20 protein-coding genes, 1 tRNA gene and 1 pseudogene are annotated in these 25,605 nt (G+C 63.9%); 9 read left to right on the top strand and 13 right to left on the bottom strand.

Annotation, left to right across the window (positions count from 1 at the left end):
• Positions 1-31: 31 nt before the first annotated feature.
• Positions 32-107: transfer RNA gene (locus G4G28_RS24265), tRNA-Arg, on the bottom strand.
• Between the two features lie 288 nt (positions 108-395).
• Between G4G28_RS24265 and G4G28_RS24270 the strand changes: the two genes are divergently transcribed.
• Together G4G28_RS24270 and G4G28_RS24275 are read left to right on the top strand one after the other, a co-directional pair.
• The gene (locus G4G28_RS24270; protein WP_183107906.1) at positions 396-1,319 is read left to right on the top strand and encodes a cytochrome c5 family protein; all 924 of its coding nucleotides are present in this window, start codon (positions 396-398) and stop codon (positions 1,317-1,319) included.
• Positions 1,320-1,736: 417 nt separating this feature from the next.
• Positions 1,737-3,902 carry a hypothetical protein gene (locus tag G4G28_RS24275; RefSeq protein WP_229425326.1) on the top strand — a complete coding sequence of 722 codons (2,166 nt, stop codon included), beginning with the start codon at positions 1,737-1,739 and terminating at the stop codon, positions 3,900-3,902.
• Between the two features lie 71 nt (positions 3,903-3,973).
• On the opposite strand, the gene G4G28_RS24280 is transcribed toward G4G28_RS24275, so the two are convergent.
• The 3 genes from G4G28_RS24280 to G4G28_RS24290 all read right to left on the bottom strand — a co-directional run bounded on the left by G4G28_RS24280 (position 3,974) and on the right by G4G28_RS24290 (position 9,534).
• The gene (locus G4G28_RS24280) at positions 3,974-5,035 is read right to left on the bottom strand and encodes an acyltransferase (RefSeq protein WP_182990288.1); all 1,062 of its coding nucleotides are present in this window, start codon (positions 5,033-5,035) and stop codon (positions 3,974-3,976) included.
• Positions 5,036-5,231: 196 nt separating this feature from the next.
• Positions 5,232-7,313 carry a M13 family metallopeptidase gene (locus tag G4G28_RS24285; protein WP_183107907.1) on the bottom strand — a complete coding sequence of 694 codons (2,082 nt, stop codon included), beginning with the start codon at positions 7,311-7,313 and terminating at the stop codon, positions 5,232-5,234.
• 151 nt (positions 7,314-7,464) lie between these two features.
• Positions 7,465-9,534, bottom strand: a complete 2,070-nt coding sequence (locus G4G28_RS24290; protein WP_229425327.1) for a M13 family metallopeptidase — start codon at positions 9,532-9,534, stop codon at positions 7,465-7,467.
• 582 nt (positions 9,535-10,116) lie between these two features.
• Between G4G28_RS24290 and G4G28_RS24295 the strand changes: the two genes are divergently transcribed.
• From G4G28_RS24295 to G4G28_RS24305, 3 genes are all read left to right on the top strand, one after another.
• Complete coding sequence (locus G4G28_RS24295; protein ID WP_182990290.1) at positions 10,117-11,535, top strand: S41 family peptidase; 1,419 nt, start codon at positions 10,117-10,119, stop codon at positions 11,533-11,535.
• Positions 11,536-11,733: 198 nt separating this feature from the next.
• Positions 11,734-12,855 carry a beta-ketoacyl-ACP synthase III gene (locus G4G28_RS24300; RefSeq protein ID WP_182990291.1) on the top strand — a complete coding sequence of 374 codons (1,122 nt, stop codon included), beginning with the start codon at positions 11,734-11,736 and terminating at the stop codon, positions 12,853-12,855.
• A 207-nt stretch (positions 12,856-13,062) separates the two neighbouring features.
• Positions 13,063-13,833, top strand: a complete 771-nt coding sequence (locus G4G28_RS24305) for a hypothetical protein (protein ID WP_182990292.1) — start codon at positions 13,063-13,065, stop codon at positions 13,831-13,833.
• A gap of 120 nt (positions 13,834-13,953) precedes the next feature.
• Here G4G28_RS24305 and G4G28_RS24310 read toward each other — a convergent pair whose 3' ends face one another.
• The 9 genes from G4G28_RS24310 to G4G28_RS24345 form a co-directional block, all read right to left on the bottom strand.
• Positions 13,954-15,984: an NADPH-dependent 2,4-dienoyl-CoA reductase gene (locus G4G28_RS24310; protein ID WP_183107908.1), complete on the bottom strand. Its 2,031-nt coding sequence runs from the start codon at positions 15,982-15,984 to the stop codon at positions 13,954-13,956.
• Positions 15,985-16,200: 216 nt separating this feature from the next.
• A complete protein-coding gene (locus tag G4G28_RS24315) occupies positions 16,201-16,656 on the bottom strand; it encodes a hypothetical protein (RefSeq protein WP_182990293.1) in 456 nt (151 codons plus the stop codon).
• A gap of 19 nt (positions 16,657-16,675) precedes the next feature.
• Complete coding sequence (locus G4G28_RS24320; RefSeq protein ID WP_182990294.1) at positions 16,676-17,131, bottom strand: DUF2721 domain-containing protein; 456 nt, start codon at positions 17,129-17,131, stop codon at positions 16,676-16,678.
• A gap of 77 nt (positions 17,132-17,208) precedes the next feature.
• The gene (gene pip, locus G4G28_RS24325; protein ID WP_182990295.1) at positions 17,209-18,165 is read right to left on the bottom strand and encodes a prolyl aminopeptidase; all 957 of its coding nucleotides are present in this window, start codon (positions 18,163-18,165) and stop codon (positions 17,209-17,211) included.
• A gap of 51 nt (positions 18,166-18,216) precedes the next feature.
• A complete protein-coding gene (locus G4G28_RS27285; RefSeq protein WP_229507811.1) occupies positions 18,217-18,672 on the bottom strand; it encodes a hypothetical protein in 456 nt (151 codons plus the stop codon).
• Positions 18,648-19,532, bottom strand: coding sequence for an alanine racemase (locus G4G28_RS24330; RefSeq protein ID WP_229507812.1), 885 nt, complete (start codon positions 19,530-19,532; stop codon positions 18,648-18,650). The genes G4G28_RS27285 and G4G28_RS24330 overlap by 25 nt, the downstream gene beginning before the upstream one ends.
• Positions 19,533-19,542: 10 nt before the next feature.
• A complete protein-coding gene (locus G4G28_RS24335; RefSeq protein WP_182990296.1) occupies positions 19,543-19,935 on the bottom strand; it encodes a DUF2750 domain-containing protein in 393 nt (130 codons plus the stop codon).
• Between the two features lie 147 nt (positions 19,936-20,082).
• Positions 20,083-20,823 (bottom strand): acetoacetyl-CoA reductase, encoded by a 741-nt coding sequence (gene phbB / locus G4G28_RS24340; protein ID WP_182990297.1) that lies wholly within the window; start codon positions 20,821-20,823, stop codon positions 20,083-20,085.
• 224 nt (positions 20,824-21,047) lie between these two features.
• Complete coding sequence (locus G4G28_RS24345; protein ID WP_182990298.1) at positions 21,048-22,226, bottom strand: acetyl-CoA C-acetyltransferase; 1,179 nt, start codon at positions 22,224-22,226, stop codon at positions 21,048-21,050.
• A gap of 304 nt (positions 22,227-22,530) precedes the next feature.
• Here G4G28_RS24345 and minC point away from each other — a divergent pair.
• The 4 genes and pseudogenes from minC to G4G28_RS24365 all read left to right on the top strand — a co-directional run bounded on the left by minC (position 22,531) and on the right by G4G28_RS24365 (position 25,595).
• Positions 22,531-23,312, top strand: a pseudogene (gene minC / locus G4G28_RS24350) (septum site-determining protein MinC).
• Positions 23,313-23,370: 58 nt separating this feature from the next.
• Positions 23,371-24,186 carry a septum site-determining protein MinD gene (gene minD, locus G4G28_RS24355; protein ID WP_182990300.1) on the top strand — a complete coding sequence of 272 codons (816 nt, stop codon included), beginning with the start codon at positions 23,371-23,373 and terminating at the stop codon, positions 24,184-24,186.
• A 1-nt stretch (position 24,187) separates the two neighbouring features.
• Positions 24,188-24,439 carry a cell division topological specificity factor MinE gene (gene minE / locus G4G28_RS24360; protein WP_056340553.1) on the top strand — a complete coding sequence of 84 codons (252 nt, stop codon included), beginning with the start codon at positions 24,188-24,190 and terminating at the stop codon, positions 24,437-24,439.
• A 460-nt stretch (positions 24,440-24,899) separates the two neighbouring features.
• Positions 24,900-25,595, top strand: a complete 696-nt coding sequence (locus G4G28_RS24365; protein ID WP_182990301.1) for a response regulator transcription factor — start codon at positions 24,900-24,902, stop codon at positions 25,593-25,595.
• The last annotated feature ends 10 nt before the right edge of the window (positions 25,596-25,605 follow it).

Here is a 25,605-nt window from a genome sequence, read left to right on the forward strand (position 1 = left end):
ACCCGGTAACTCATTGATTTCTCTAAGAAGGTGGTGCGGCTGGCTGGGATCGAACCAGCGACCCTTGGCTTCGGAGGCCAATACTCTATCCACTGAGCTACAGCCGCACGGGAAACTCCTGAGCGATGCGAAGGATACAGTCTTTCACGGCTGCCGTCCATGGAAAGTCTCCGGGAACGCCGCACGCCACCGCGGCCGTCCCCTCTCCCACCCTGCCGCACGCATCGAAGACGCACCCCGCCGCGACAGTTTTGTCGGCACCGCCACGTTCGCTCGCACGGCATGTGCCATAGGCAATCTTTTGAGACTATAATCGCCTGTTGGCGGCCTTTGCAAAAAGTCATGCAGGAAGCACAAGCCGGGTAGCAGGTTTTTTTAATCGTATTAAGGAAATCATGAGCGACGCACACAATGAACAATCGTTTATCCGGACGCCAAAGCAGCTGATCGCCGTCGTCGCAGGATTTTTCCTGGTAATCGTCATCGGCATCATTCTGCTCGTTGCGTTCGTCACGAACGACAAGCTCGAAGGCGCAGGCACGAACAGCCTGGGCCCGGAAGCCGTCGCTGCACGCCTGCGTCCGGTGGCCGAACAGGGTTTCACACTGGTCGACGCCAATGCACCGAAAGTCCTGCAATCGGGTAATGCCGTGTACACCGCCGTCTGCGCGGCCTGCCACGGCACCGGTGCCGCCGGCGCGCCGAAGATCGGCGTGGTCGCCGACTGGGGCCCGCGCCTGGCGCAGGGCTACGACACGCTGATCAAGCACGCCATCGAAGGCATCCGCACGATGCCGGCCAAGGGCGGTAACCCGGACCTGGACAATGTCGAAGTAGAACGCGCAGTGGTCTACATGGCCAACCAGAGCGGCGCCAAGTTCAAGGAACCGGCCGCTCCTGCCGTCCAGGCTGCCGCACCGGCTGCGACCAGGACGGAAGTGGCCGCCGCGCCAGCCGCGCAGAATGCAGCGACCGCCTCGCCGATCGCCGGTACCCCGGCCACGGCCCAGGTCGCCGCCGCGGCTGCCGCACCAGCGGCCGCACCAGCCGCCGCACCCGCCGTCGCCAGCGCCAACGGCAAAACCCTTTATAACAGCGCCTGCGTCGCCTGCCATGGCGCCGGCATTGCCGGCGCACCGAAGGTTGCCGACAAGGCCGCCTGGGCGCCGCGTATCCAGCAAGGCACTGCCGTGCTGTATGAACACGCACTAAAAGGTTTTCAGGGCAAGGCCGGCGTGATGCCAGCAAAAGGCGGCTCGAGCGCGCCGGATGCCGATGTCAAGGCTGCCGTAGACTTCATGGTGGCTTCTTCGCGTTGAGCGATATCAGGAATAAAGGCAATCGTTGCTGAAAGACCGCCTGAGGGCGGTCTTTTTTTATTGCGTCTCTTTCGAAAAAGACACGATAAATACAGCAAAATTCGCTTTCAAAGCGAATAATATTCGTAAAATAATCGACAACGTTATGTTGTATTTGGGCGAAATACGGAACAGAGGTAGTGATTTTACTGTTCCTTAGTTTTGCTTTGGCGTAATCTTTGGAAATTCCTTGGAGCAATAATTTATGCTCCTCAGTAACTCCTCGATGACGTCATGACACTCCCACTCCAACACTTTGCAATACGAATTGCCGCAATCGCGGTATTCGGAACCACGCTCGTGGCCTGCGGCGGCGGCGGCGGCGGTTCGACTTCCACCCCGGCGGCGACGGCTTCCTCGCCTACGGTCCCAGCGACCGTGACGACCTCCAACCCGGTTACCCTGCCGACCGGCGCGATCATCGCACCCGGCGCCTCCGGTACGCCTGGCGCAACCGCCGGCGACCCGCTCGCAGCCGGAGCACCGAACGGTACGGCCGCCACGGCGGTGGTAGCGCCCTCAAACACGACCGCGGCACTGACGACCTACAGCATCCTTGGCACCGTCACCGACGTGCGCTTCCAGAATACCGCTGGCGTGGCCCAGGAAAACGTACCGGTGACCTTCGGCCAGGTGTTTGCCGTCGGCCATATGCAGCCGACCGACTCGCTCGTCGGCCAGTTCGAGAACGGCCAGAGCGTCGCGTTGCAGCTCGACGTCAAGGCGACGCACCCGGATGGTTCGGTGCGTCACGCGGTTGTCTCGGGCATCGTCCCGAGCCTGGCCACCGGCGAAACCCGCACCATGTCGCTGATGCGATCGAACGCCCCGCAAGCGGCCGGCCTCGGCCCGAAGACCCTCCTGCTGAACGGCTTCAGCGCCTCCGTGCACGCCAGCATCGGCGGTACGGCCTACAGCGTCTCGGCCGACGACCTGATCAAGAGCGGCGCGGCTGTCCAGACCTGGCTGTCCGGCACCGTCGCCAACGAATGGCAAGTCTCGGCGCCCTTGAAGACCGCCGACGGCGTCGCGCATCCGCACCTGTCGGCACGCTTCGCCATCCGCTGGTACGACGCAATCAAGAAGGCGCGCGTCGACGTCACCATCGAGAACGACTGGGCCTACGAGCCGAGCCCGCAGAATTTTACCTATGATGCCGAGATCATGGTGCGCGGCGCCGTCGTGTATTCGAAGCCGGCGCTCACCCACCTGCACCACAGCCGCTGGCGCAAGGTGTTCTGGTGGGGCGGCGACGCTTCGCAGGTGCATGTCAAGCACAACACGGCCTACCTGATCGACAGCCGCGCGCTGCCGAACTTCGACCGCAGCGTCGTCACCCCGGAATCGACCTATACCGCCCTGATGGCGAAATGGACCGGCACCGCCATCGAACCGATGGGCGTGGGCCTGGCCAATCCCTACATGCCGAGCACCGGCGGACGCAACGACATCGGCCTGCTGCCGGGTTGGGCTGCGACCTACCTGCTGAGCATGGATGCACGCGCCAAGCAGGTCACCCTCGGCACCGCCGACCTGGCCGGCAGCTGGTCGGCGCACTACCGCGACAAGAACACGGGTCGTCCGGTCAGCCTGATGGATTATCCGTACATGACGATCCTGGGTACCCCGACCGACACCAAGAATCCGGCGACCAAGCTGCAGGAAGCGTTCCCGAAATGCGTGACCAGCGCGGCCTGCGAGACGCCGAACAAGCATGACGCCTCGCACCAGCCGGCGTTTGCCTACCTGCCTTACCTGGTGACGGGCGACTACTATTACCTGGAAGAGCTGCAGTTCTGGACGATGTACAACGTGTTCCAGTCGAACCCGGGCTACCGCAAGAACATCCAGGGCCTGCTGTTCAACGACCAGGTGCGCGGACAGGCATGGAGCCTGCGTTCGCTGGCCGAAGCGGCCTACATCACGCCGGACGACGACCGCCTGAAATCGCATTTCGCCCGCATCCTGCAGAGCAACCTGGACTGGTATAACAATCAGTACACGAACAACGCGTATGCCAACATCTTCGGTGTCATCGATACCGCCAGCGCCGTGATCTACGAGAGCAAGCGTGGCATTGCGCCGTGGCAGGACGACTTCTTTACCTCGGCCGTCGGCCACGCGGCGGAACTCGGCTTCGACGGCGCCCGCACCCTGCTGGGCTGGAAAGCCAAGGCACCGGTGCTGCGCATGACCGAGCTGTGCTGGATCGACGCCTCGCTGTATTCGATGAACATCCGCGATACGGCCACCAGCCCGTACTACAAGACGGTGGCCGAGGCGGCAGCGGCGACGCAGACGCCGGAGTTCCTGGCACTGGCCTGCAACAGCCCGGCAATGGCGGCCTACCTGAAGCTGAAGGTCGGCGAGATGACCGGCTATGCATCGTCGGTGCAGGGCTACCCGGCCAACATGCAGCCGGCCCTGGCTTATGCCACCGATGCCCGCCTGCCGAACAGTGCCCAGGCCTGGACCACCTTTGCGGCCCGCCCCGTCAAGCCGAACTACGGCAGCAGCCCGCAGTTCGCGATCGTGCCGCGTTAAACCGTCGACGTCGACGTAAAAAAGCCCCGGCCGCCGCAAGGTGGCCGGGGCTTTTCTTTGCTGCCAGCCCTTTACTCGGCCTTGGCCAGCACCGCGCCAGGCGGCACGCGGGCCGCGGTGGGCGGCGCCTTGGCACCGATCACGAAGCTGAAGAGACGCGGCATCAATCGCATCGCCAGCAGGTACACCAGCACCAGCGATGCCGTCGTCAGCACCGGCGCCAGCACCCAGTAGACCGGATACGGCACGTGGGCCGCGAACGGTTTATAGACGATCGTCGTCGCCAGCAGCACCGGGGCGTGGGCGACGAAAATGAAGAAGCTGTACTTGCTCATGCGTCCCAGCCAGCGGCCGAAGGCGGTCGGCTGCAGCAGCGCGGCGGCGGGCCAGATCAAGAGCGGCGCCACCAGCCGCAGGTTGTTGGTGTTGGCGACGCGGAACCAGATCACGTAAGCGCACAGCCCCAGGAACAAGGCCAGGCACAGGGGCGCGTAGCGGTCGAGCGCACGCAGGTTCCAGCCGCGCACGGCCACGAGGCCGCCGACATAAAACACGGGCCACATCACGTTGCGCAGCACGAACGGGCCGTCCAGGTTGAACTGGTAGACCAGGGCGACGATCGCCAGGCCGACCCAGGGCAGCTTGCGCAGGAACCAGCCCAGCAGCGGCGCCACGATCATCAGCGCCACCAGGTCGCGCAGGAAGTTCAAGGGGTAATTGATGGGCGAGCCCGTCAGGCCGAAGGCGGCGTTCAGCCAGCCCTTCCCGTCCTTTGGAATCATGTCGTTCGACAGCGTGATGCCCAGGCCATGGTAGAGCCCGAGGGCCGCGGCCAGCAAGCCGAGGTTGAAGACGAGGAAAGGCAGGACGATGGTGCGGAATTTTTTGCTGGCCAGCTTGCCCGGTGTCTGGTCGAGCCCTGACTTGAACAGCAAATAGCCGGAGATGCAGGTCAGCACCGGCACCGTCGTGCGGAACACGGCGTGCTGGAAGAAAGCCTTGAACAGGTCGAACGGGTTGTTCGCCACTTCCGCGATCGGCACATACGGCGGCGCGTGCAGCAGCACGATACCGAAAATCATCAGGAAGCGCAGCAGGGCAATGCGCTGGCTTACGGAAGCGTCGTCATTCATGAACATCCTTAAATTATGCACAGCGGGCACGGCTGTATTTCCAGAATGATAACGCATCGACGCCTGCCGGACGCTTGCATGCATGCTGGGCTGTCTTGTCGCCACCACAAGGCAGCCATCGCTGGCATAAAAAAACACCGCCGGGCACGGGGCCGGGCGGTGTTCTCGCGAAGTCCGGGCGGACTTCAGCGGGTACTTACCAGATGATCACGCGATCCTTCGGCGCCAGGTACATCTTGTCGCCTTGCTTGACCTTAAAGGCTTCATAGAAGCCTGGCTGGTTCTTCAGGGTGCCGTTGGCGCGGAACTGGCCCGGCGAGTGCGGGTCGGTTTTCACCTGGGCGATCTGCGCCGGCTCGCGCATCTTGCTGCGCCAGACTTGCGCCCAGCCCATGTACAGGCGCTGTTCGCCGGTCAGGCCGTTGATCACCGGTGCCTTCTTGCCTTTCAGCGAGATCTTGTAGGCTTTCGCCGCGATCGCCAGGCCCGAGTTGTCGGCGATGTTCTCGCCCAGGGTCAGTTCGCCGTTGACGTTGTAGCCAGGCAGCGGGCTGTAGCCGTTGTACTGCTCGACCAGCATCTTGGTCTTGGCCTTGAAGTTCTTGTGGTCCGACGGGGACCACCAGTCGCGCAGGTTGCCGTCGCCGTCGTACTGGGCGCCCTGGTCGTCGAAGCCGTGGCTGATCTCGTGGCCGATCACGGCGCCGATGCCGCCGTAGTTCACGGCATCGTCCGCATTCGCGTCGAAGAACGGCGGCTGCAGGATCGAGGCCGGGAACACGATCTCGTTCAGCTCCGGGTTGTAGTAGGCGTTCACGGTCTGCGGCGACATGCCCCACTCTTCGCGGTCGATCGGTTTGCCCAGCTTGTTGATCTCGCGGTCCGCTTCGACGATGCGCGAACGCATCACGTTGCCGACCAGGTCGTCACGCTTGACGACCAGCGCCGAGTAATCCTTCCACTTGTTCGGGTAGCCGATCTTCGGGGTGAACTTGGCCAGCTTGGCTTGCGCTTCCTTCTTGGTTGCCGGGCTCATCCACGTGAGGGTGTTGATCGATTCCTTGTAGGCGGCCAGCAGGTTCTTCACCAGTGCTTCCATGCGCGCCTTGCGCTCGGCCGGGAAGTACTCGGCAACATACAGCTTGCCCAGTGCTTCGCCCTGCGAACGCTCGACCGCGCCGACGCCACGCTTCCAGCGCGGTTCGTTTTCCTTGGCGCCCGACAGGGTCTTGCCGTAGAAGTCGAAACGCTCGTCGACGAAATTCTTCGACAGCATGCTGCCGTAGGATTCGATCAGGTGCAGCGACAGGTAGGCCTTCCAGGTGTCGAGCGAGGTCTTGTTCGACACGTCCATGAACGACTTCAGGTAAGTCGGCTGGCTGACGATGACGTAGCTGGCCTTGCCGGACAGGCCGGTGGCATCGAGCCAGGCTTTCCAGTCGAAGCCCGGTGCGACCTTGTCCAGGTCGGCCAGGTTGACCTTGTTGTAGGCCTTGATCGGATCGCGCAGTTCGACCTTGGTCCACTGCACCCTGGCGATCTCGGTCTCGAAATCGACGATGGCTTTCGCGTTGGCGGCGGCGTTCTTGTCGCCCGCCATGGCCAGCATCTTCTCGACGTGCTGCTGGTACTTGGCGCGGGTCTCCGCCAGTTTGGCGTCGTCCATTTTCAGGTAGTAGTCGCGGTCAGGCATGCCCAGGCCACCCTGGTAGATGTCGGCGACGTACTTGGTCGAATCCTTGTTGTCCTGGTGGATGCCGAAGTCGAACGGCACGCCGACGCCGATCTTGCCCAGGCGCGCCAGCAGCGCCGGCAGCTCGGACTTGTCCTTCAGGGCGGCGATCTTCGCCAGTTCGCCCTGCAGAGGCGTGATGCCCAGGGTTTCCAGGCGGGCTTCGTCCATGAAGCTGGCGTAGAAGTCGCCGATGCGCTGGGCGTCGGTGCCGGCGGCCGGGTTGCTCGCGGCAGCCTTCTCGATGATGCCGCGCAGCTGCGGCAGGGTGTCGTCGCGCAGCTTGGCGAACGAGCCCCAGCTCGATTTGTCGGCCGGGATCTCGGTGTTTTTCAGCCACTTGCCGTTCAGGTATTCGAAGAAGTCGTCCTGCGGGCGCACGCTCTCTTCGATGTATTCGGTGGCGATGCCGGCCGACAGGACCGGTGCCTTGGCGCTCTTGGCGGTGGCGCCGGCGCCGGCGGCGGCCGGTGCCGATGCGTTTTCAGCGTTGACCACGCTGGCGACCAGCGCCAGGGTCAAGGCGCTCAGAAGATGTTTTTTCATGTGTCTCTCTTTTTTATCTCGGTGATGGATGGATACCAGATCAGGTGAACCGGCGCTCGTGACGGCGGTCCCGGTACTGCACTGGCCGGGCATATGCATGGCATGCATATATACCAGTGCATGCGCTGCACAACCCGGCCAACAGGTGACTTTACCAGATCGACACGCGATCCTTCGGTGCCAGGTACATCTTGTCGCCTTCCTTGACACCGAAAGCTTCATAGAAGGCGGGGTGGTTCATCACGGTGCCGTTGGCGCGGAACTGGCCGGGCGAGTGCGGGTCGGTCTTCACTTGCACGATCTGCTGCGCTTCGCGCATCTTCGCGCGCCATACCTGGCCGAAGCCCATGAAGAAGCGCTGGTCGCCGGTGAGGCCGTCGATGACCGGCGCCGGTTTGCCGCCCAGCGAAATCTTGTAGGCTTTATAGGCAATCGCGAGACCGGAGTTGTCGCCGATGTTTTCGCCCAGGGTCAGTTCGCCGTTGACGTTGTAGCCGGGGATCGGGCTGTAGCCGTTGTACTGTTTCACGAGCATGTCGGCGCGTGCCTGGAAGGCGGCGCGGTCTTCCCTGGTCCACCAGTCGCGCAGGTTGCCGTCGCCGTCGGACTGGCTGCCCTTGTCGTCGAAGCCGTGGCCGATCTCGTGGCCGATCACGGCGCCGATGGCACCGTAGTTGACGGCGTCGTCGGCGCGCATGTCGAAGAACGGCGGCTGCAGGATCGCGGCCGGGAACACGATCTCGTTCATCGAGCTGCTGTAGTAGGCGTTCACCGTCTGCGGCGTCATGCCCCACTCTTCGCGGTCGATCGGCTGGCCGAGTTTACTGATGTTGCGGTTATAGGCGAATTCGGAAGCGCGCTTGACGTTGCCCACCAGGTCATCCTTGCGGATGCTGAGCTTGGCGTAGTCGCGCCACTTGTTCGGGTAGCCGATCTTCGGGACGAACTTGGCCAGTTTCGCCTGCGCTTCGACCTTGGTGGCGGGGGTCATCCAGTCGAGGCCGTCGATGCTGTCCTTGTAGGCGGCCAGCAGGTTCTTCACCAGCTCTTCCATGCGCGCCTTGCGCTCGGCCGGGAAGTACCTGGCCACATACTGGCGGCCGGCCGCTTCGCCCAGCGCGCCTTCGACGACCGACACGCCGATCTTCCAGCGCGGACGGTTTTCGCTCACGCCGGTCAGCGTGGTGCCGTAGAAGGCGAAGTTGGCGTCAACAAAAGCTTTCGACAGGAAAGGCGAATATTCGCGCAGCAGCTGCCATTCGAAATAGGACTTCAGCGTGGCCAGGTCGGTCTTTTCCAGCACCTGGTTAAAGCCCGTCAGGTAGCTCGGCTGGGCGACGATCACGTATTCCAGCTTGTTGCCGACGCCGGCTGCGGCGAGCGCCGCATTCCAGTCGTAGCCCGGGGTCAGCGCGCCCAGCTCGGCCACGCTCATCTTGTTGTAGCGCTTGACCGGGTCGCGGTTCTCGACCTTGGTCCACTGTACCTTGGCCAGTTCGGTCTCGAACTCGACGATGGCTTTCGCCTGGGCACCGGCGTCCTTCACGCCAGCCAGGCCCAGGATCTGCGCCACGTGCGCCTCATACTTGGCGCGGGTCTCCGCCATGCGCTTGTCGTCGAGCTTCAGGTAATAATCGCGGTCGGGCATGCCCAGGCCGCCCTGGCCGATGTAGGTGGCGTATTTGGTGGAAGCGCGCGCATCCTGGCCGACGCGGATGCCATAGGGCGCCGACACGCCGATCTTCGACAGGTGCGCTACCAGGTCGGGCACGCCCTTCTTGTCCTTCAGGGTGCGGATGCGCTGCAGTTCGCTGGCCAGGGGCTTGACGCCCAGGGTCTCGAGGCGCGCTTCGTCCATGAAGCTGGCGTACAGGTCGCCGATCTTCTGGACGTCGGTACCGGCTTTCTTGTGCGGATCCTTCTGGGCGGCCTCGATGATGCCGCGCAGGTGCGCCTGGGCGTCGTCGCGCAGCAGCATGAAGGTACCCAGGCTGGACTTGTCGGCCGGGATCTCGGTGTTTTTCAGCCACTTGCCGTTCAGGTAGGTGAAGAAGTCATCCTGCGGGCGCACCGAGGTGTCGATGTACTGGGTGTCGATCCCCGAAATGGGGGCGGCTGCCACCGCGGCCGCCGGCTTGGCGGCATGAGGCGCGGTGTCGGCCGCATGGGCAAGGGTCGCCAGCACGGACAGGGTCAGGGTGCTCAGAAGGGTACGTTTCAAGGGAAGTCCTCGTTTTGCCGATAAAAAACGCGCAGGGGGCGATGCGGCCGCCCGGATGCGCCAACAGGTTGTCATGCCTCCCTGGAAGCAGGTAAACACATGTCTTTACAAGTACTTAGGTGTTTCCCCGACGAGCAGGCATCTTGCAAGAATGCCCGATCCAGACCCATCCGTCGAGAGGGGATGTTGCATATTTTGATCGGTAGTTGTCGTGCAAGCACGTATGCATATGTCCTGTCAGTACAGGGCATACGGGTGCCGGCGAAGCTGCTGGCGGGACAAAAAAATGCCCACGGGGAGGGGGGTCCGTGGGCGAAATCCACTGTGTGAGAAGTGGAAAGAGAGAAAACCTGGAATCGACTATAGGGCGCGTCGATTCGGCCTGCGCCGACTCTTACAAATATTTACTGGAATCACAATTGCCTTTACACATTTCGCTGTAGCCTGGCGGCGCCCGCGTGCATCGGCCACAGGTTTGCGCCAGCACCCCGGCAGCATGAGCGCATTCAGGTTTATACTGGCCGTACGCTACCTCATGCGTGCCAGGGCAAGCCCATCGCCCTTATCCGCCGCCCACGACCTATGCGCTCCACTCTCAAGAATACCGGCCTGCTCGCCGTCGGCCTCGTTGCCGGTGCCGCCGCCACGATGCAGTTTTCCGCGCTCGCCTACAAACCGGTCGAGCCGAGCATGCCGCTCGACCAGCTGCAGCAGCTCTCGCGCGTGGTCGACCTCATCCGGTCGGACTATGTCGAACCGGTCGACAGTGGCAAGCTGCTCACCGACGCCATCAGCGGCATGGTCGACTCGCTCGATCCGCACTCGGCCTACCTCGACGCCTCGGCCTACCGCGAACTGCGCGAAGGCACCGAAGGTAAATTCGTCGGCCTGGGTATCGAGATCAGCCAGAGCGACGGCGGCTATATCGAAATCGTCACGCCGATGGAGGATTCGCCCGCCGAGCGTGCCGGCATCCGCGCCGGCGACCTGATCACCCGCATCGAAGGCGTCGACGTACGTAGCCTGGCGCTGGACGAGGCGGTCAAGCGCATGCGCGGCACGCCCGGCACCCGCGTCAGGCTCACGATCGCGCGCGCCACGGCCCCGCAGCCGCTGGTGCTGACCGTCGAGCGCCAGGAAATCGTCCAGAAAAGCGTCAAGGCAAAAATCGTCGAGCCCGGCTACGGCTGGCTGCGCATCGCCCAGTTCCAGGAACCGACGGTCGACGACATGGCCGCCAAACTGGCCGAGCTGGCGCGCAAGGAACCGCAGCTGAAAGGCCTCGTGCTCGACCTGCGCAACGATCCGGGCGGCCTGCTGCAGGGTGCGATCGGCGTGGCTGCCGCCTTCCTGCCCGAAGGCGCCGAGATCGTCTCGACGAATGGCCAGCTGGTGGAAATGCGCCAGCGTTACTATGGCCGGCCGCAGGACTACATGCTGCGCAGCGGACGCGATCCGCTCTCCGCGGTGCCGGCCAGCTTCAAGTCGCTGCCGCTGGTGGTGCTGGTCAATACCGGATCGGCCTCGGCCTCCGAAATCGTCGCCGGCGCACTGCAGGACCACAAGCGCGCCACCATCGTCGGCACCCCGACCTTCGGCAAGGGCTCGGTGCAGACCATTCGTCCGGTCGGGCGCGAGGCCGCCGTCAAACTGACCACGGCGCGCTATTTCACGCCGAACGGGCGCTCGATCCAGGCACGCGGCATCGTGCCCGACCTTGCCGTCGACGAGAACGCCGACAACGACGGCCTGAATGCGCTGCGCCTGCGCGAAGCCGACCTGCAGCACCATCTGTCGGGCGACGGCGCCGAGCAAAAGACCCGCCCCGACGACATCGAGGAGCAGATGGCGCTGCTCGACGCGGCGCGCGACCGCAAGCCGCTCGCTTATGGCGGCAGCGACGATTTCCAGCTGGCGCAGGCGGTGAAGCACCTGAAGGGGCAGCCGATGCAGTTGTCGAAGCGGCAGGCGCAGACCAAGCTGGCGGGGCACAAGCCCTAGGGCGGGCACCCTGTGCCCACGCCGAAAGACGCGTCAAGTTAGCCTGCTCCGTGCCAATGTTGGCATAGACACCGTCTCCCGCCGGCTCCGCCCATCCCGACGCGTGGTCGCCCAGACAATTCCCAGCGCTACCCTGATTGTGTAGAATCGCCGTCATTCCCTGCGGAATCCCGCATATCTCCTTTGAAAGTCCCGATCATGAAATCTGTCGTCATCAGCGGCACCGGCCTGTTTACGCCTCCGTATTCCATCTCGAACGACGAGCTGGTGACGGCCTTCAATGCCTATGTCGAGCTCCATAACGCCGAACACGCCGACGCCATCGCCGCAGGCACTGTGACCGCCCTCGAGCCCTCCTCCAGCGGCTTCATCGAAAAAGCTTCCGGCATCAAGTCGCGCTACGTGATGGAAAAGGAAGGCATCCTCGACCCGGCGCACATGACCTCGCGCATTCCCGAGCGCGCCGACGAGGAGCTGTCGCTGCAGGCGGAGATGTGCGTCGCCGCGGCGAAGGACGCGCTGGCACGTGCCGGCCGCACCGCTGCCGACATCGACATGGTGCTGGTGGCCGCATCGAACATGCAGCGCGCCTACCCGGCGATGGCGGTCGAGGTGCAGGACGCGCTGGGCATCGAGGGCTTCGGTTTCGACATGAACGTGGCCTGCTCCTCGGCCACCTTCGGCATCCAGACCGCGATGGGCGCGGTCCAGACCGGCCAGGCGCGCGCGGTCCTCGTGCTGAATCCGGAAATCACCAGCGGCCACCTGAACTTCCGCGACCGCGACAGCCACTTCATTTTCGGTGATGCCTGCACCGCCATGATCATCGAAGCCGCCGACACGGCCGTGAGCGAACACCAGTTCGAGATCCTCGAATCGAAACTGAAGACGAAATTCTCGAACAACATCCGCAACAACTTCGGCTTCATGAACCGTTTCGACGTGTCGACCGTCGCCAAGGAAGACAAGCTGTTCCGCCAGCAGGGCCGCAAGGTGTTCAAGGAAGTGTGCCCGATGGCCGCCGAGATGATCAAGGACACCGTGGAAGCGGCCGGCCTCTCGATCCCGCAGGTGTCGCGCTACTGGCTGCACCAGGCCAACCTGAACATGAATTTGCTGATCGCCCGCACCCTGTTAGGGCGCGACGCCGAGCCGAGCGAGGCGCCGGTCATCCTCGACACCTACGCCAACACCTCGTCGGCCGGTTCGATCATCGCCTTCCACAAGCACCAGGACGACCTGCCACAGGGCGCGCATGGCGTGATCTGCTCGTTCGGCGCCGGCTACTCGATCGGCTGCGTGGTCGTGCGCAAGAAGTAATCCCCGCAGTCTCCGGGCACGCCAGCCGCGTGCCCGGCTCCTCCTCCTTCCCCGCCTTTTTCTTCCCCCGCTTTTCGCGCTGCAGCGCAGCATCGAAACCTGCGCACGGTTGAGCTGAACATTAAAATAATATAAATAGTTTCTGATAATATTTGCCGATCCGCACTTCCTTCTGCAGTCCAACAACAATCATTGGGAGAAGTCGTCATGGGCAAGATCATCGAAACACCGGTACTGCAAACGGAGTCGCGTCAGCTCATCGTCGGCACGGCGGACCTGCACGGCCTCCACCGCAAGCTGGTCGGGCTGGCGCTGCTGCTGTTATTGGCCCATTGCGGCGCCATGGCACTGAAATACTACGGCGGCAATGACATGGCCTTTGGCCTGGTGCCGCTGTTCGACTTCTACGAAGAGCACAACGCGCCCACCTATTTCTCGTCGCTGAACCTGCTCATTACCTCGGCCCTGCTGTTCGCGATCTCGCGCCTGACCGATGGCGGCGGCGCGGCGCAGGCCAAAAAGCACGGACACGCCTGGCGCATTCTGGCGGCCGGTTTCCTGTTCATGTCGGTGGACGAATTCGCCGACCTGCGCATGATCCTGTCGAAGGCGACGAAGGCGGTGGCAGGCATCAATGTCGAGGCGGTGCCGCTGCTGTCGGTGGCGTGGACGGTGCCGGTGGCGGCCGTGGTGGCGCTGCTGGCCGTGTATTTCATTCCCTTCCTGCTGCGCCTGAAGAAGGTTTATACGATCAATTTCGCCCTGGCCGGCGCCGCCTTCGTGTTCGCGGCGATCGGCTTCGAAACCATCGAGGGCTACCACGTCGCCCAGACCCATGGCGTGCGCGACGTGACCTTCATGCTGATGGTGACGTTAGAAGAGACGATGGAAATCTTCTCGATCCTCTACTTCCAGTACTTCCTGCTCCGCTACATCAACGAATACCACCGCAGTGTCTATCTGCGCCTGAATTATTGAGGCGGCAGGAGACCACCGCCACGGTAAGTAGGGTGGAGGTGGCCGGCGAGGCTCCTGACTCCACGCGGTACGGTGTCCGCCTCGCCGCACGGCATGCGCGATACCTGCCGCCGGCATCGCCTACAAGCGCGCTCCCAGCTCCGCCCCCTCGCGAATGGCGCGCTTGGCATCGAGTTCGGCCGCCAGCACGGCGCCGCCGATCTTGTGGAAGGCCGTGGCGGGCGTGACCTCGCCCGCCGTCAGCTCGTCCAGGCTTTCCTGGCCGGCGCAAATGACGACATTGTCCACTTCCAGCAGGCGCTGCTCGCCGCCCACCGTGATGTGCAGGCCGGCGTCGTCGATGCGGTCGTACTGCACCCCCGCCAGCATCTGCACGCCGCCGCGTACCAGCGTGGCACGGTGCACCCAGCCCGAGGTTTTACCGAGACCGGCACCCGGACGCGTGGTCTTCCTCTGCAACAGGTGGATCTGGCGGTAGGGCTGGGCCGGCGCCGGCTTCACCAGGCCGCCTTCGACTGTCGCGTCCAGGTCGACGCCCCACTCCGCCGTCCAGGTCGACACCGGCAACGGCAGCGCGTGCGCCGGGTCGTGCAGCAGGAATTCGCCGGTATCGAAGCCGATGCCGCCGGCACCGATGATCGCCACCCGCTTGCCGACCGGTTTTTTATCGCGCAGGACGTCCAGGTAGGACAGCACTTTCGGGTGGTCGATGCCGGGAATCGCGGGCATGCGCATGCGCACGCCGGTAGCGACGATGACGTCGTCGAAGCCGGCCGCCAGCAACTCCTCGCGCGTGACGCGCCGGTTCAACTGGACGTCGACGCCCGTCAATTCCAGCTTACGGCCGAAATAGCGGATGGTTTCGGCAAATTCCTCCTTGCCGGGGATCTGCATGGCGACCTTGAACTGGCCGCCGATGCTGTTCGACGCGTCGAACAGGGTCACGGCGTGGCCACGCTCGGCCGCCACCGTCGCCGCCGACAAGCCGGCCGGTCCCGCGCCGACCACGGCGATCTTGCGTGGCTTACCCGTTTTCGCGTACACGAGTTCCGTTTCGTGGCAGGCGCGCGGATTGACCAGGCAGCTGGCGCGCTTGTTCGAGAAGGTGTGGTCCAGGCAGGCCTGGTTGCAGCCGATGCAGGTGTTGATTTCGTCGGTACGGCCGCTGGCGGCCTTGATGACGAAGGCCGGATCGGCCAGGAAGGGACGCGCCATCGACACCATGTCGGCGTCGCCGCGCGCGATGATGTCTTCCGCCTCGCCCGGCATGTTGATGCGGTTCGAAGCCACCACCGGGATGCCGACCTCGCGCTTCAGGCGCCCGGCCACGCTGGCAAAGGCGGCGCGCGGCACCGAGGTGACGATGGTCGGCACGCGTGCTTCGTGCCAGCCGTAACCCGTGTTCAGGATCGTGACGCCAGCCGCTTCCAGCGCCCGCGCCACCGTCGCTACTTCTTCCCAGGTATTGCCGCCTTCGACCAAGTCGAGCACCGAGTGGCGGTACATGATGATGAAGTCGCGCCCGACGGCGGCGCGGATGCGGCGCACGACCTCGACGGCCAGGCGCATGCGGTTCTCGATCGGCCCGCCCCAGCGGTCCTGGCGTTGATTGACGCGCGCGCACAGGAACTGGTTCAACAGGTAGCCTTCACTGCCCATCACCTCGATGCCGTCGTAGCCGGCCGTTTTCGCCAGTTTCGCGCAGCGCACATAGGCACGGATGGTGGCCTCGATGCCGCGCTCGTCGAGTTCGCGCGGCTTGAATTTCGAGATCGGCGACTTCACCGGCGAGGCCGAGACCACGAAAGGCTGGTAGCCATAACGGCCGGCGTGCAGGATCTGCATCAGGATCTTGCCGCCCTCTTCGTGCACGGCGCGGGTGACGCGGCGGTGGTTCGGCACGTCGCCCAGCATGTTCAGGGTGCCGCCGAAGGGCAACAGCCAGCCTTGCCGGTTCGGAGAAATGCCGCCGGTGACGATCAGGCCGACGCCGCCGGCCGCGCGCTCGCGGTAAAAGGCGGCCAGCTTGCCGTAGTTATAAAACCGGTCTTCGAGGCCGGTGTGCATCGAACCCATGATGACGCGGTTCTTCAGCGTCGTGAAACCGAGGTCGAGGGGCTGGAGCAGGTGGGGGTAGGCAGTGTTTTTCATCACGGCATTAAACCGTGAATCTGTGGAGTCGGGGTTCTAAACGTAGAGTGGGGCCACGGTATGTGCGGGTGAATATGCGCTATCACCGCGTGGGCTCGAGAGCCTCGCCGGCCGCGCCCACCCTACGAAAAGCGCATCGCATGGGTGTTGTAGGGTGGGCTCTTGAGCCCACGCGGTCGTGCCTCTACAGATCCGCGAAGCAGGTCGACAAAGGCGTCAGACGAGATGACTCTCCGGCGCCCGCAGTTCCGCATACTGCTCGATGCTGCCGATCCGTACCGTGACCGGATTCAGGCTGGCGTTCGGCGACATCGAGCGCCAGGCGAACTGCCATTCCTGCTCGCGCGCCTGCGCCGCGCTCTTGGTGAACGCCGCGCCCAGCGGCGAGCGCCTGCCGTATTCGATGGCACCGTCGATGCCGGCCCAGTTGGGCAGCGTGCGCTGCACCGCGCGGTGCAGGCGTTCGCCGAATTCCTCGGTGTTGTGGATCACCAGGCAGCAGTCGGCCGGCGCCAGAACGTCGAACAGGGTCTTGTTCCAGGCGCTCGAAAACGACAGGGTCAGGAAACCGCCGGCGGGCACCAGGCGGAACTGGCCGGCCTTGAGGGCTTCTTCCAGTTCGTCGCGCATGCCGTAGCGGTGCAGGGTGGGTGGGCGCTGGTAGTCGTGCATGTGGTACTCGATTCTGTGGTTAGGTGCGGCGCGAGCCGGGCGCAAGGCTGGCGTCGTGCATGATGCGCATGAAGCGCGAGGCGATGAAAATCTCGCGCAGGAAGAACATGAAGCTGCTGATCAGGGCGATCATCGCCAGCACGAACGAGGCCGCGATGTATTTATCGAGACTGATGTTGGTCGAGTCGCCCAGGAACAGCATCGCAATCACGACGCAGACCAGGAAGCCGCAACTGGTGCTGGAGGTGATCGCGTAGTTGATCAGGTGCGAGCGGGTGTACAGCACTTCGAGTTCGTCGGTGTACTCGTCGTTGGCGGCAATGCGCAGGCGGTCTTCCAGCACCCGGGTGCGGTCGATGATGCGCGCCAGGCGGTTGGTCAGCACCGTCAGCTTGGTCGCCACCCCGGTCAGCAGGAACACGGGCGCGATCGCCAGCTGGATCATGTGGCCGATGTCGCTAATCTGGATATTCATGGGAACACGTGGCGTTGTTGTGTATGTGTCAGGGCTAGTGTAACAGCCGCCTGTGGGTGCGAACAGGCACCCCGGGATTATTCGAAGCGGCCCTGGCGCTTGAACTGCTCGGTCGCCGCCACCAGGGCGCGCGCGATGCCCATCTCGAGCGCGCCATGGCCCGCGTCCGGCACCATGCGCAGTTTCGCCCCCGCCCAGGCCTTGTGCAAACGGTGTGCCGACAGCGGCGGGCAGATCACGTCGTAGCGGCCCTGGACGATCACGGCCGGCAGGTGGGCGATACGGCCGATATCGCGAATCAGCTGGTCTTCCTCGAGGAAGGCGCCATGCGCCATGTAGTGCGACTCGAGCCGGCCGACACCAAGGTCGAGCGTGTCGGACGGCTGCTCTTCCTCTTGCGGCAGCAGGAACACGCGGCGCCCCTCGAAGCGGCTCCAGGCGCGCGCCGCCGGCCAGTACTCGGCCGGGTCGTCGGACAGCAAGCGGCGCGTATAGGCCTGCAGCAGGTCGCCACGCTCGGCGGGTGGGATCGGCGCAATGAAATCCTCGTACAGCTCGGGATAGAACCACTCGATGCCATGCAGGAACCAGTCGACCTCGGCGCGGGTGCACAGGAAAATCCCGCGCAGCACGAAACCAAGGCAGCGCTGGGGATGGGCCTGGCCATACGCCAGCGCCAGCGTCGAGCCCCAGGAGCCGCCGAACACCAGCCAGCGGTCGATGCCGAACATGACGCGCAGGCGTTCGATGTCCTCGATCAGCAATTGGGTCGTGTTGTTGCGCCACTCGCCCAGCGGCGTCGACTTGCCGGCGCCACGCTGGTCGAACAGGATGATGCGGTAAGCGTGCGGATCGAAGAAGCGGCGATGCTGGGGCGACAGCCCGGCGCCCGGGCCGCCGTGCAGGAACACCACCGGAATGCCGTTCGGGTTGCCCACCTCTTCCCAGTAGATCGTATGCAGTTCGTCGACGGCCAGCATGCCGTGGCGCAGGGGTTGGATCGGCGGGAACAGCGAGGGCGGGGTGGCGGGCATGGCGGCTCTCTTGAAGGTCGAACAACGATTGTAGCCTACCGCCCCGCCCTTTCAGAAGAAGGTATTGAACGCCGCGCGCACCCCGTAATCGTCGTCCACGCCCAGCAGCAGCGGCCACTTGTCGAAGGTGGTGCAGGGGTGGGAGATGCCACAACCGACCAGGTCGCCGACCGCCAGTTCGCTGCACAGCGGATGGCCCTCAGGCAGGCGCAGGTAGGCGTGCTGGTCGTTCAGCTTGACGATGGCACAGCCGGGCGGCAGCGCGTGGGGCGTGCCGGGACCGGGGCGGTGGTGCACCAGCGGGCGCGGCAGATCGGCGTCGTAGGACGCGTCGCGCTTGCCCATGGTCAGAATCGCAAGCGTGGGCTCGGGGCGCGACTGCACCATGGACCACACTTCCAAGGCCGGACGCAGGCCGTCGCCCTCTTCTTCGCGCACGTTGAGTTCCTCCAGCATGTGTTCATAGGTGCCGTGGTCGCTGGTCAGATAGCAGCCGCTGCGCAGCACGATGCGTAGCGGCCGCGACAGGGCCGGGGCACGGGCCAGGCCGCGCGCGACCAGGTCGAAATACGCGGAACCACCGGCCGACAGCAGGATTTCCCCGCCCATGAACAGGCCCTCATCATCGGCAGTGGCGACCAGCGCCACCAGCTGCGCCAGAACGCGTCCACCGCGCGCAGGTCGGCGGTGCGGTCGTCGGTGACGAGTAAACCTTCGTAGCCCTCGAAGCCGGCGAGCAGCAGGCCGGGCGCACCGGCGATCGCGCGCGCCACCGTCAGCGCCGCGTCAAGCGTGCGGCAGCCGGCGCGCTTGCCTGATAAACCGAGTTCGACCAGCACCGGCAATGGACTTGCCAGCCCGGCAGCGGCCACCGCCTCGGCCAGGCGGGTCACGCCCGCCAGCGAATCGGACAGCACGATGCATTCGAAGTGCGGATCGCGCTTCAATAGTGCGAGTACCGCCTTGATGTCGGCGGGCGCGACCAGCTGGTTCGCCAGCAGCACCCGGCGCACGCCGAAGCGCTGCGCGACCTGCACCTGCGGGACGGTCGCGAGGGTGATGCCCCAGGCGCCGTTGCCAAGCTGGGCGGCGAACAGCTGCGGGCTCATGGTGGTCTTGCCGTGCGGCGCGAGCGTCACGCCGTGGCGCTCGCAGAAGCGCCGCATCCAGTCGAGGTTATGGCGCAGGCTCGACATTTTCAGCAGCGCCACCGGGAAGCTGGTGTCGGCGTTCAGCACATTCCAGCCCTGCACGCCAATTGCGCCCTGGCGCAGCGGTTCAAGGATCGGCAAGCCCTTGGTGCCGGGCTGCAGCAAGTGTTCTTCGAGGGAGGCCAGGGCCAGGCCATCGTGCGGGAGGGTGTGCATGGCGTGTGCGTCAGGTGAAAGGATCGGGTCGGTGGGCCAGGCGGGCCTGCAGTTCGGCGCGCAGCTGCGCATGCGAGGGCGTGAGGCCGTATTCGTCGGGCGTATAGGTAATGCCCGGCAGCACGCCATCGCTTTCCAGCTGGGGCAGCAGTTCATCGAGCAGTTCGCTCAGGGCAAAGGCTTGCGGCACATACCCCGTCCATTCGAGCACGGCGCACTGCTGGGCCAGCTCGTTCGAGGGCCACAGGGGGAACACGAGGGCGCCATCGTCGGTCTTGCCGATGGCCCAGCCGTCGCGATACAGGCCCCAGACTTCGCCGGTGGCGGCGACCCGGCGCACGAAATGCTCGTAGCGCAGCTGCTTGGGAAGCGTGATGACGGAAGAGGTGTCGCTGGCATCCATGGTCGTCGGCGGGAAGTGGGTTCCCGTTCAGGATACAAAAATTGCGGCCGGGTGGCCGCGCTCTTGGACCCTGGCCGGCGCCGCGGGCAAAAAAAAGCACCGCCAGGCAAGCTGCCGGAGCGGTGCTGGTGTGCGGCAGCCCTGCGATCAGGACATGTGCTGGCCGCCGTTGATGGCGATGTTCGCGCCGGTGACGAATGCCGCTTCATCCGACGACAGGTAAGCGACCAAGCCGGCTACTTCTTCCGGTTTGCCCAGGCGGCCCATCGGAATTTGCGGAATGATCTTGCTTTCCAGGACTTCGCTCGGGATGTCCATCACCATCTTGGTGCCGATGTAGCCTGGCGAAATGGTGTTGACGGTCACGCCCTTGCGCGCCACTTCCAGCGCCAGCGCCTTGGTGAAACCGTGCATGCCGGCTTTCGCGGCCGAGTAGTTGGTCTGGCCGAAGGCGCCCTTCTGGCCGTTCACCGACGAGATGTTGATGATGCGGCCCCAGCCGCGTTCCACCATGCCGTCGCAGACGGGTTTCGTCATGTTGAACACGGAATCGAGGTTGGTCTTGATAACCGCGTCCCAGTTCACCTTGTCCATTTTCTTGAACGTCATGTCGCGCGTGATACCGGCGTTATTCACCAGCACGTCGACCGGGCCGACTTCGCTCTGCACCCGGGCCACGCAGGCCTGGGCCGAATCGTAGTCGGCGACATCGCAAGGGTAGGCCTTGAAATTGAAGCCTTGTTCGCGCATCGATGCCAGCCAGCTTTCTGCCTTGTTGTTGCCCGGCGAGTGGGTGGTGACGACGGTATAGCCCAGCGCGGCCAGCTTGATGCACACTGCTTCGCCCAGACCACCCATGCCGCCCGTTACTAATGCTACTCGTGCCATTGTCTTCTCCTTGTGGTGGGGGCTTGATAAACCTACTGCGCGTCGGACTGTCGGCCTGCGCCGCCAAGGCGATAGCTCGCTATACGTGAGTACAGCGAGCATCATCGCCTTGGCGGCTCGGCCAACATTCCTTCCGCTCGCTACGGTTTCTCAAGCCCCCCTTTACGCACTAAACAGTGCTCTTTTTTTGAGATCGCTACGTTTAACAATAAATCTTGTCGCGCTTAATCGCGTTCGACCGCCAGCGCCACGCCCATGCCGCCGCCGATGCACAGGCTTGCCAGGCCGCGCTTGGCGTCGCGGCGGACCATTTCGTGCAGCAGGGTCACCAGCACGCGGGCGCCGGAGGCGCCGATCGGGTGACCCAGCGCGATGGCGCCGCCGTTGACGTTGATCTTCGACGTGTCCCAGCCCATCTCCTTGTTGACGGCGACGGCCTGGGCGGCGAAGGCTTCGTTGATCTCCATCAGGTCGAGCTGGTCGTGGGTCCAGCCGGCCTTTTGCAGGCACAGGCGCGAGGCCGAGACCGGGCCCATGCCCATGATGGTGGGGTCCAGGCCCGAGGACGAATAGGCCTTGATGCGTGCCAGCGGGGTCAGGCCCAGCTCGCGCGCCTTGGCACCGCTCATCATGATGACGGCGGCGGCGCCATCGTTCAGGCCGGACGCGTTGCCGGCCGTGACACTACCTTCTTTGTTGAATGCGGGGCGCAGGCTAGACAGGGCCTCGATCGTGCTGCCGTGCTTCGGGTACTCGTCGCTGTCGAAGACGACCGCACCCTTTTTCGACGGAATCTCGATCGGGATGATTTCGTCCTTGAATTTGCCGGCCTTTTGCGCCGCCTCGGCTTTCAATTGCGAGTTCAGGGCGAACTCGTCCTGCTCGGCGCGCGAAATGTCGTACTTGCGCGCGACATTCTCGGCGGTGACGCCCATGTGGTACTGGTTGTAGACGTCCCACAGGCCGTCGACGATCATGGTGTCGACCAGTTTGGTATCGCCCATGCGGAAGCCGTCGCGCGAATTCGGCAGCACGTGCGGCGAGGCGCTCATGTTTTCCTGGCCGCCGGCGATGACGATGTTCGCGTCGCCGCAGCGGATTGCCTGGGTGGCGAGGTGGGTGGCCTTCAGGCCGCTGCCGCAGACCTTGTTGATGGTGTAGGCGGGCACCATGTCGGGCAGGCCGCTCTTGATGGCCGCCTGGCGTGCCGGATTCTGGCCGGCACCGGCCGTCAGCACCTGGCCCATGATCACTTCGCTGACCGTGGCCGGATCGATCCCGGTCTGCGCCAGCAGCTGGCGGATCACCTGCGCGCCCAGCTCGGCGGCGGGGATCTTGGCGAGCGACCCGCCGAATTTGCCGACCGCGGTGCGGCCTGCGGCTACGATGACGACGTCTTCCATTGTTCTCTCCGGTATGTGGCTGGGGCGGGACAAGAGGGCACAAAGCCGCCGTGGACCCCGGCAGAAACCACGGATGTTAAATTCGGGCCCGCGTTCGCGTTTGAGCGAAGTCAATCTTATCAGCTTATCCACGGAAGACAACCAGTAAAACCACTAGGGAGACAGGCGGTAGTCGAGGCCGACTATCCTCCAAAATACGGAACGTTTCGGTACGTCCAATTGCCTATGGGAATGATGGGGAAATGCTGTCCTTTTCAGCAAATTTCACAGTAGAATGCACGGGCTAATCCAACCTGAACCGTTTATGTCGAAAAGCCCGTCCCCTCTTCCCATCGAAATCAAGATCTCCACGGTCGTCGCCATCTCGGCGATCCTGCACGCGAGCGACCCGATTGCGATCGATGCGGCACTGAAGCAGATGACCGGCGGCGTGTCGGATTTTTTCGAGGACGAGTTCGCGGTGATCGACGTCGGCGCCATCGCTGCCGGCAACCCGTACATTGACTGGCGCGCGCTGGTCGACCTGCTCAAGCAATACCGCCTGAACGCGGTGGCCGTGCGCGGCGCCACGCCGGAGATGGCCGACGCGATCCGCGCGCGCGGCCTGGCGCTGGACGACGGCGCGGGCGCAGAGCGGGCGCGCGAGGATGTGGCGGCGGCGGCCGCCGCGGTGACGATCGCGCCGGTAGCCCCGGCACCCGCGCCTGCGCCGGCACCGGCTGCCCCCGCACCGGCACCGGTCCGCTGCCGGCCATGATCGTCGACACCCCGGTGCGCGCCGGCCAGCGTGTGTATGCGCGCGGCTGCGACCTGATCATCACGGCGGTCGTGAACAATGGCGCCGAGATCATTGCCGACGGCAGCATCCACGTGTACGCGCCGATGCACGGCCGCGCGCTGGCGGGCGCTTCCGGTAACGCCCAGTCACGCATCTTCGGGCTGTCGCTGCAACCGGAACTGGTGTCGATCGCCGGCGTGTACCGCACTTTCGACGAGGGATTCCCGGCCGAGCTGGCACGCCAGCCGGCACAAATTCGCCTGGTGGGCGACCGGATCGATATATCATCTCTGACTTCGCATCGCTGACTCCGGTGTCAAACCGCGCGTAATCAGATACTGACCAGATACTGTAAAGGACATTTTTGTGGCACGAATTATTGTTGTGACGTCCGGCAAGGGCGGCGTGGGCAAAACCACTTCCAGCGCGAGTTTTTCGACCGGCCTGGCCCTGCGCGGCCACAAGACCGCCGTGCTCGACTTCGACGTCGGCCTGCGTAACCTCGACCTGATCATGGGCTGCGAACGCCGCGTGGTCTACGACCTGGTCAACGTGGTCAATGGCGAAGCGACGCTGAACCAGGCCCTGATCAAGGACAAGCACTGCGAGAACCTGTTCATCCTGCCGGCCTCGCAGACCCGCGACAAGGACGCGCTGACCGAAGACGGCATCGAGCGCGTACTCAACGAGCTGATCCAGATGGGCTTCGAGTTCATCATCTGCGATTCGCCGGCCGGCATCGAACACGGCGCCCTGATGGCGCTGACCTTCGCCGACGAGGCCCTGATCGTCACCAACCCGGAAGTATCCTCGGTGCGCGATTCCGACCGCATCCTCGGCATCATCCAGGCCAAGTCGCGCCGCGCCCAGACCGGCGGCGAACCGGTGAAGGAGCACCTGCTCATCACCCGTTACTCGCCGAAGCGCGTCGAAAACGACGAAATGCTGTCGTACCAGGACGTGCAGGAAATCCTGCGCATCCCGCTGATCGGCATCATTCCGGAATCGGAATCGGTGCTGCACGCCTCGAACCAGGGCAATCCGGCGATTCACTTCAAGGGTACCGACGTGGCCGACGCCTATGAGGACGTGGTCGCCCGCTTCCTCGGCGAAGAGCGCCCGCTGCGTTTCACGACCTACGAAAAGCCCGGCCTGCTGCAACGCATCTTCGGGACCAAGTGACATGGCACTGCTCTCATTCCTGTTCCCTGAAAAGAAGAAGAGCGCGAACGCGGCCAAGGAACGGCTGCAGATCATCATCGCGCGCGAGCGCACCAACCGCACCGGTCCGGACTTCCTGCCGGCGCTGCACCGCGAACTGATCGAAGTAATCTCGAAGTACACCAAGGTCAACGCGGACGACATCAAGATCTCGCTCGACCGCCAGGGCAACCTGGAAGTGCTCGACGTCAACGTGGTGCTGCCGGACGCCTGATCCGGCAATCGCCACCCGCCCATCGCCCTATGGCGACAAATGGCAGCGCTGATGCGCTGCCATTTTATTTTGTGCCCTTCTCCTCCTCCCGCCGCGCTGTCCTGGCGCAAGCATGCCGAGGGCCACAGCATCACCTTTGGCGCATGCCTGTTCACCAATCGACCAAAATTTCACACTTAACCGAACGGTAACTGCAACTTTGTGAAAATCTGTTGTATATTTGCCGCTCCTGTTGCGTTTCCGCTGCAATCGCATGAGGCAATGTCCTACTTCGTAAACTATCGAAATTGAGCATTGCCAGAGGGTGGAACAGGGGGTACATGCCTGGCATGCGCTTTTATCCAGCCAGTCGATCAAAAATGGATATTTACAAGTAGCATTATTTTGTCAAAGTCTGCTATAGTCGGTTTAACGTTGTAGGAGTGATCCTACAGTTTGATTTTGACAACAGTGTGCCAACATGAAGATAGCCGTCCTCGATAACGACCGTAGTCAGGCAGAACTCGTCTGCCAGGTGCTCAGTGCGGCTGGGCATACTTGCCAATTCTTTGATAATGGCAAGGAGCTGTTGTCGCAACTGCGCAAGGACAACACCGACTTGCTGCTGATGGACTGGCCTGCCGGCGACCCCGAAGCGGCCGACATCGTGCGCCGCGCCAAGGAAAAAATGTCGCCGGATGCGCCGGTGCTGTTCCTGGTCGGCAGCAGTGCCGAGGACGACATCGTGGCCGGCATGGCCGCCGGTGCCGACGACTACGTCGTCAAGCCGCTGCGCCGCGGCGAACTGGTGGCGCGCGTGTCGGCCCTGCTGCGCCGTGCCTACCCGTCGCAGACCGGCACCGAGCAGCTGCAATTCGGTCCCTATGTCTTCGAGACGCGTCCGGGCCGCCTGTTGAAGGACGGCAGCGTCATCGACGTCACCCAGAAAGAGTTTTATCTGGCCCTGCTGTTCTTCCGCAATATCGGCCGCCCGCTGTCGCGCGCCTATATCCACGAAGCGGTGTGGGTACGCGAAACGGCCGTGCCTTCGCGCACCATGGACACCCACGTCTCGCGCGTGCGCAACAAGCTCAGCCTGCGCCCGGAGAACGGTTTCCGCCTGGTGCCGGTGTACAGCTACGGTTATCGGCTGGAAAAGCTCGGCGCGCAGGCGTAAGCCGGGCAGC

The organism is Massilia sp. Dwa41.01b (assembly GCF_014171775.1).
Lineage (GTDB): Bacteria > Pseudomonadota > Gammaproteobacteria > Burkholderiales > Burkholderiaceae_D > Telluria.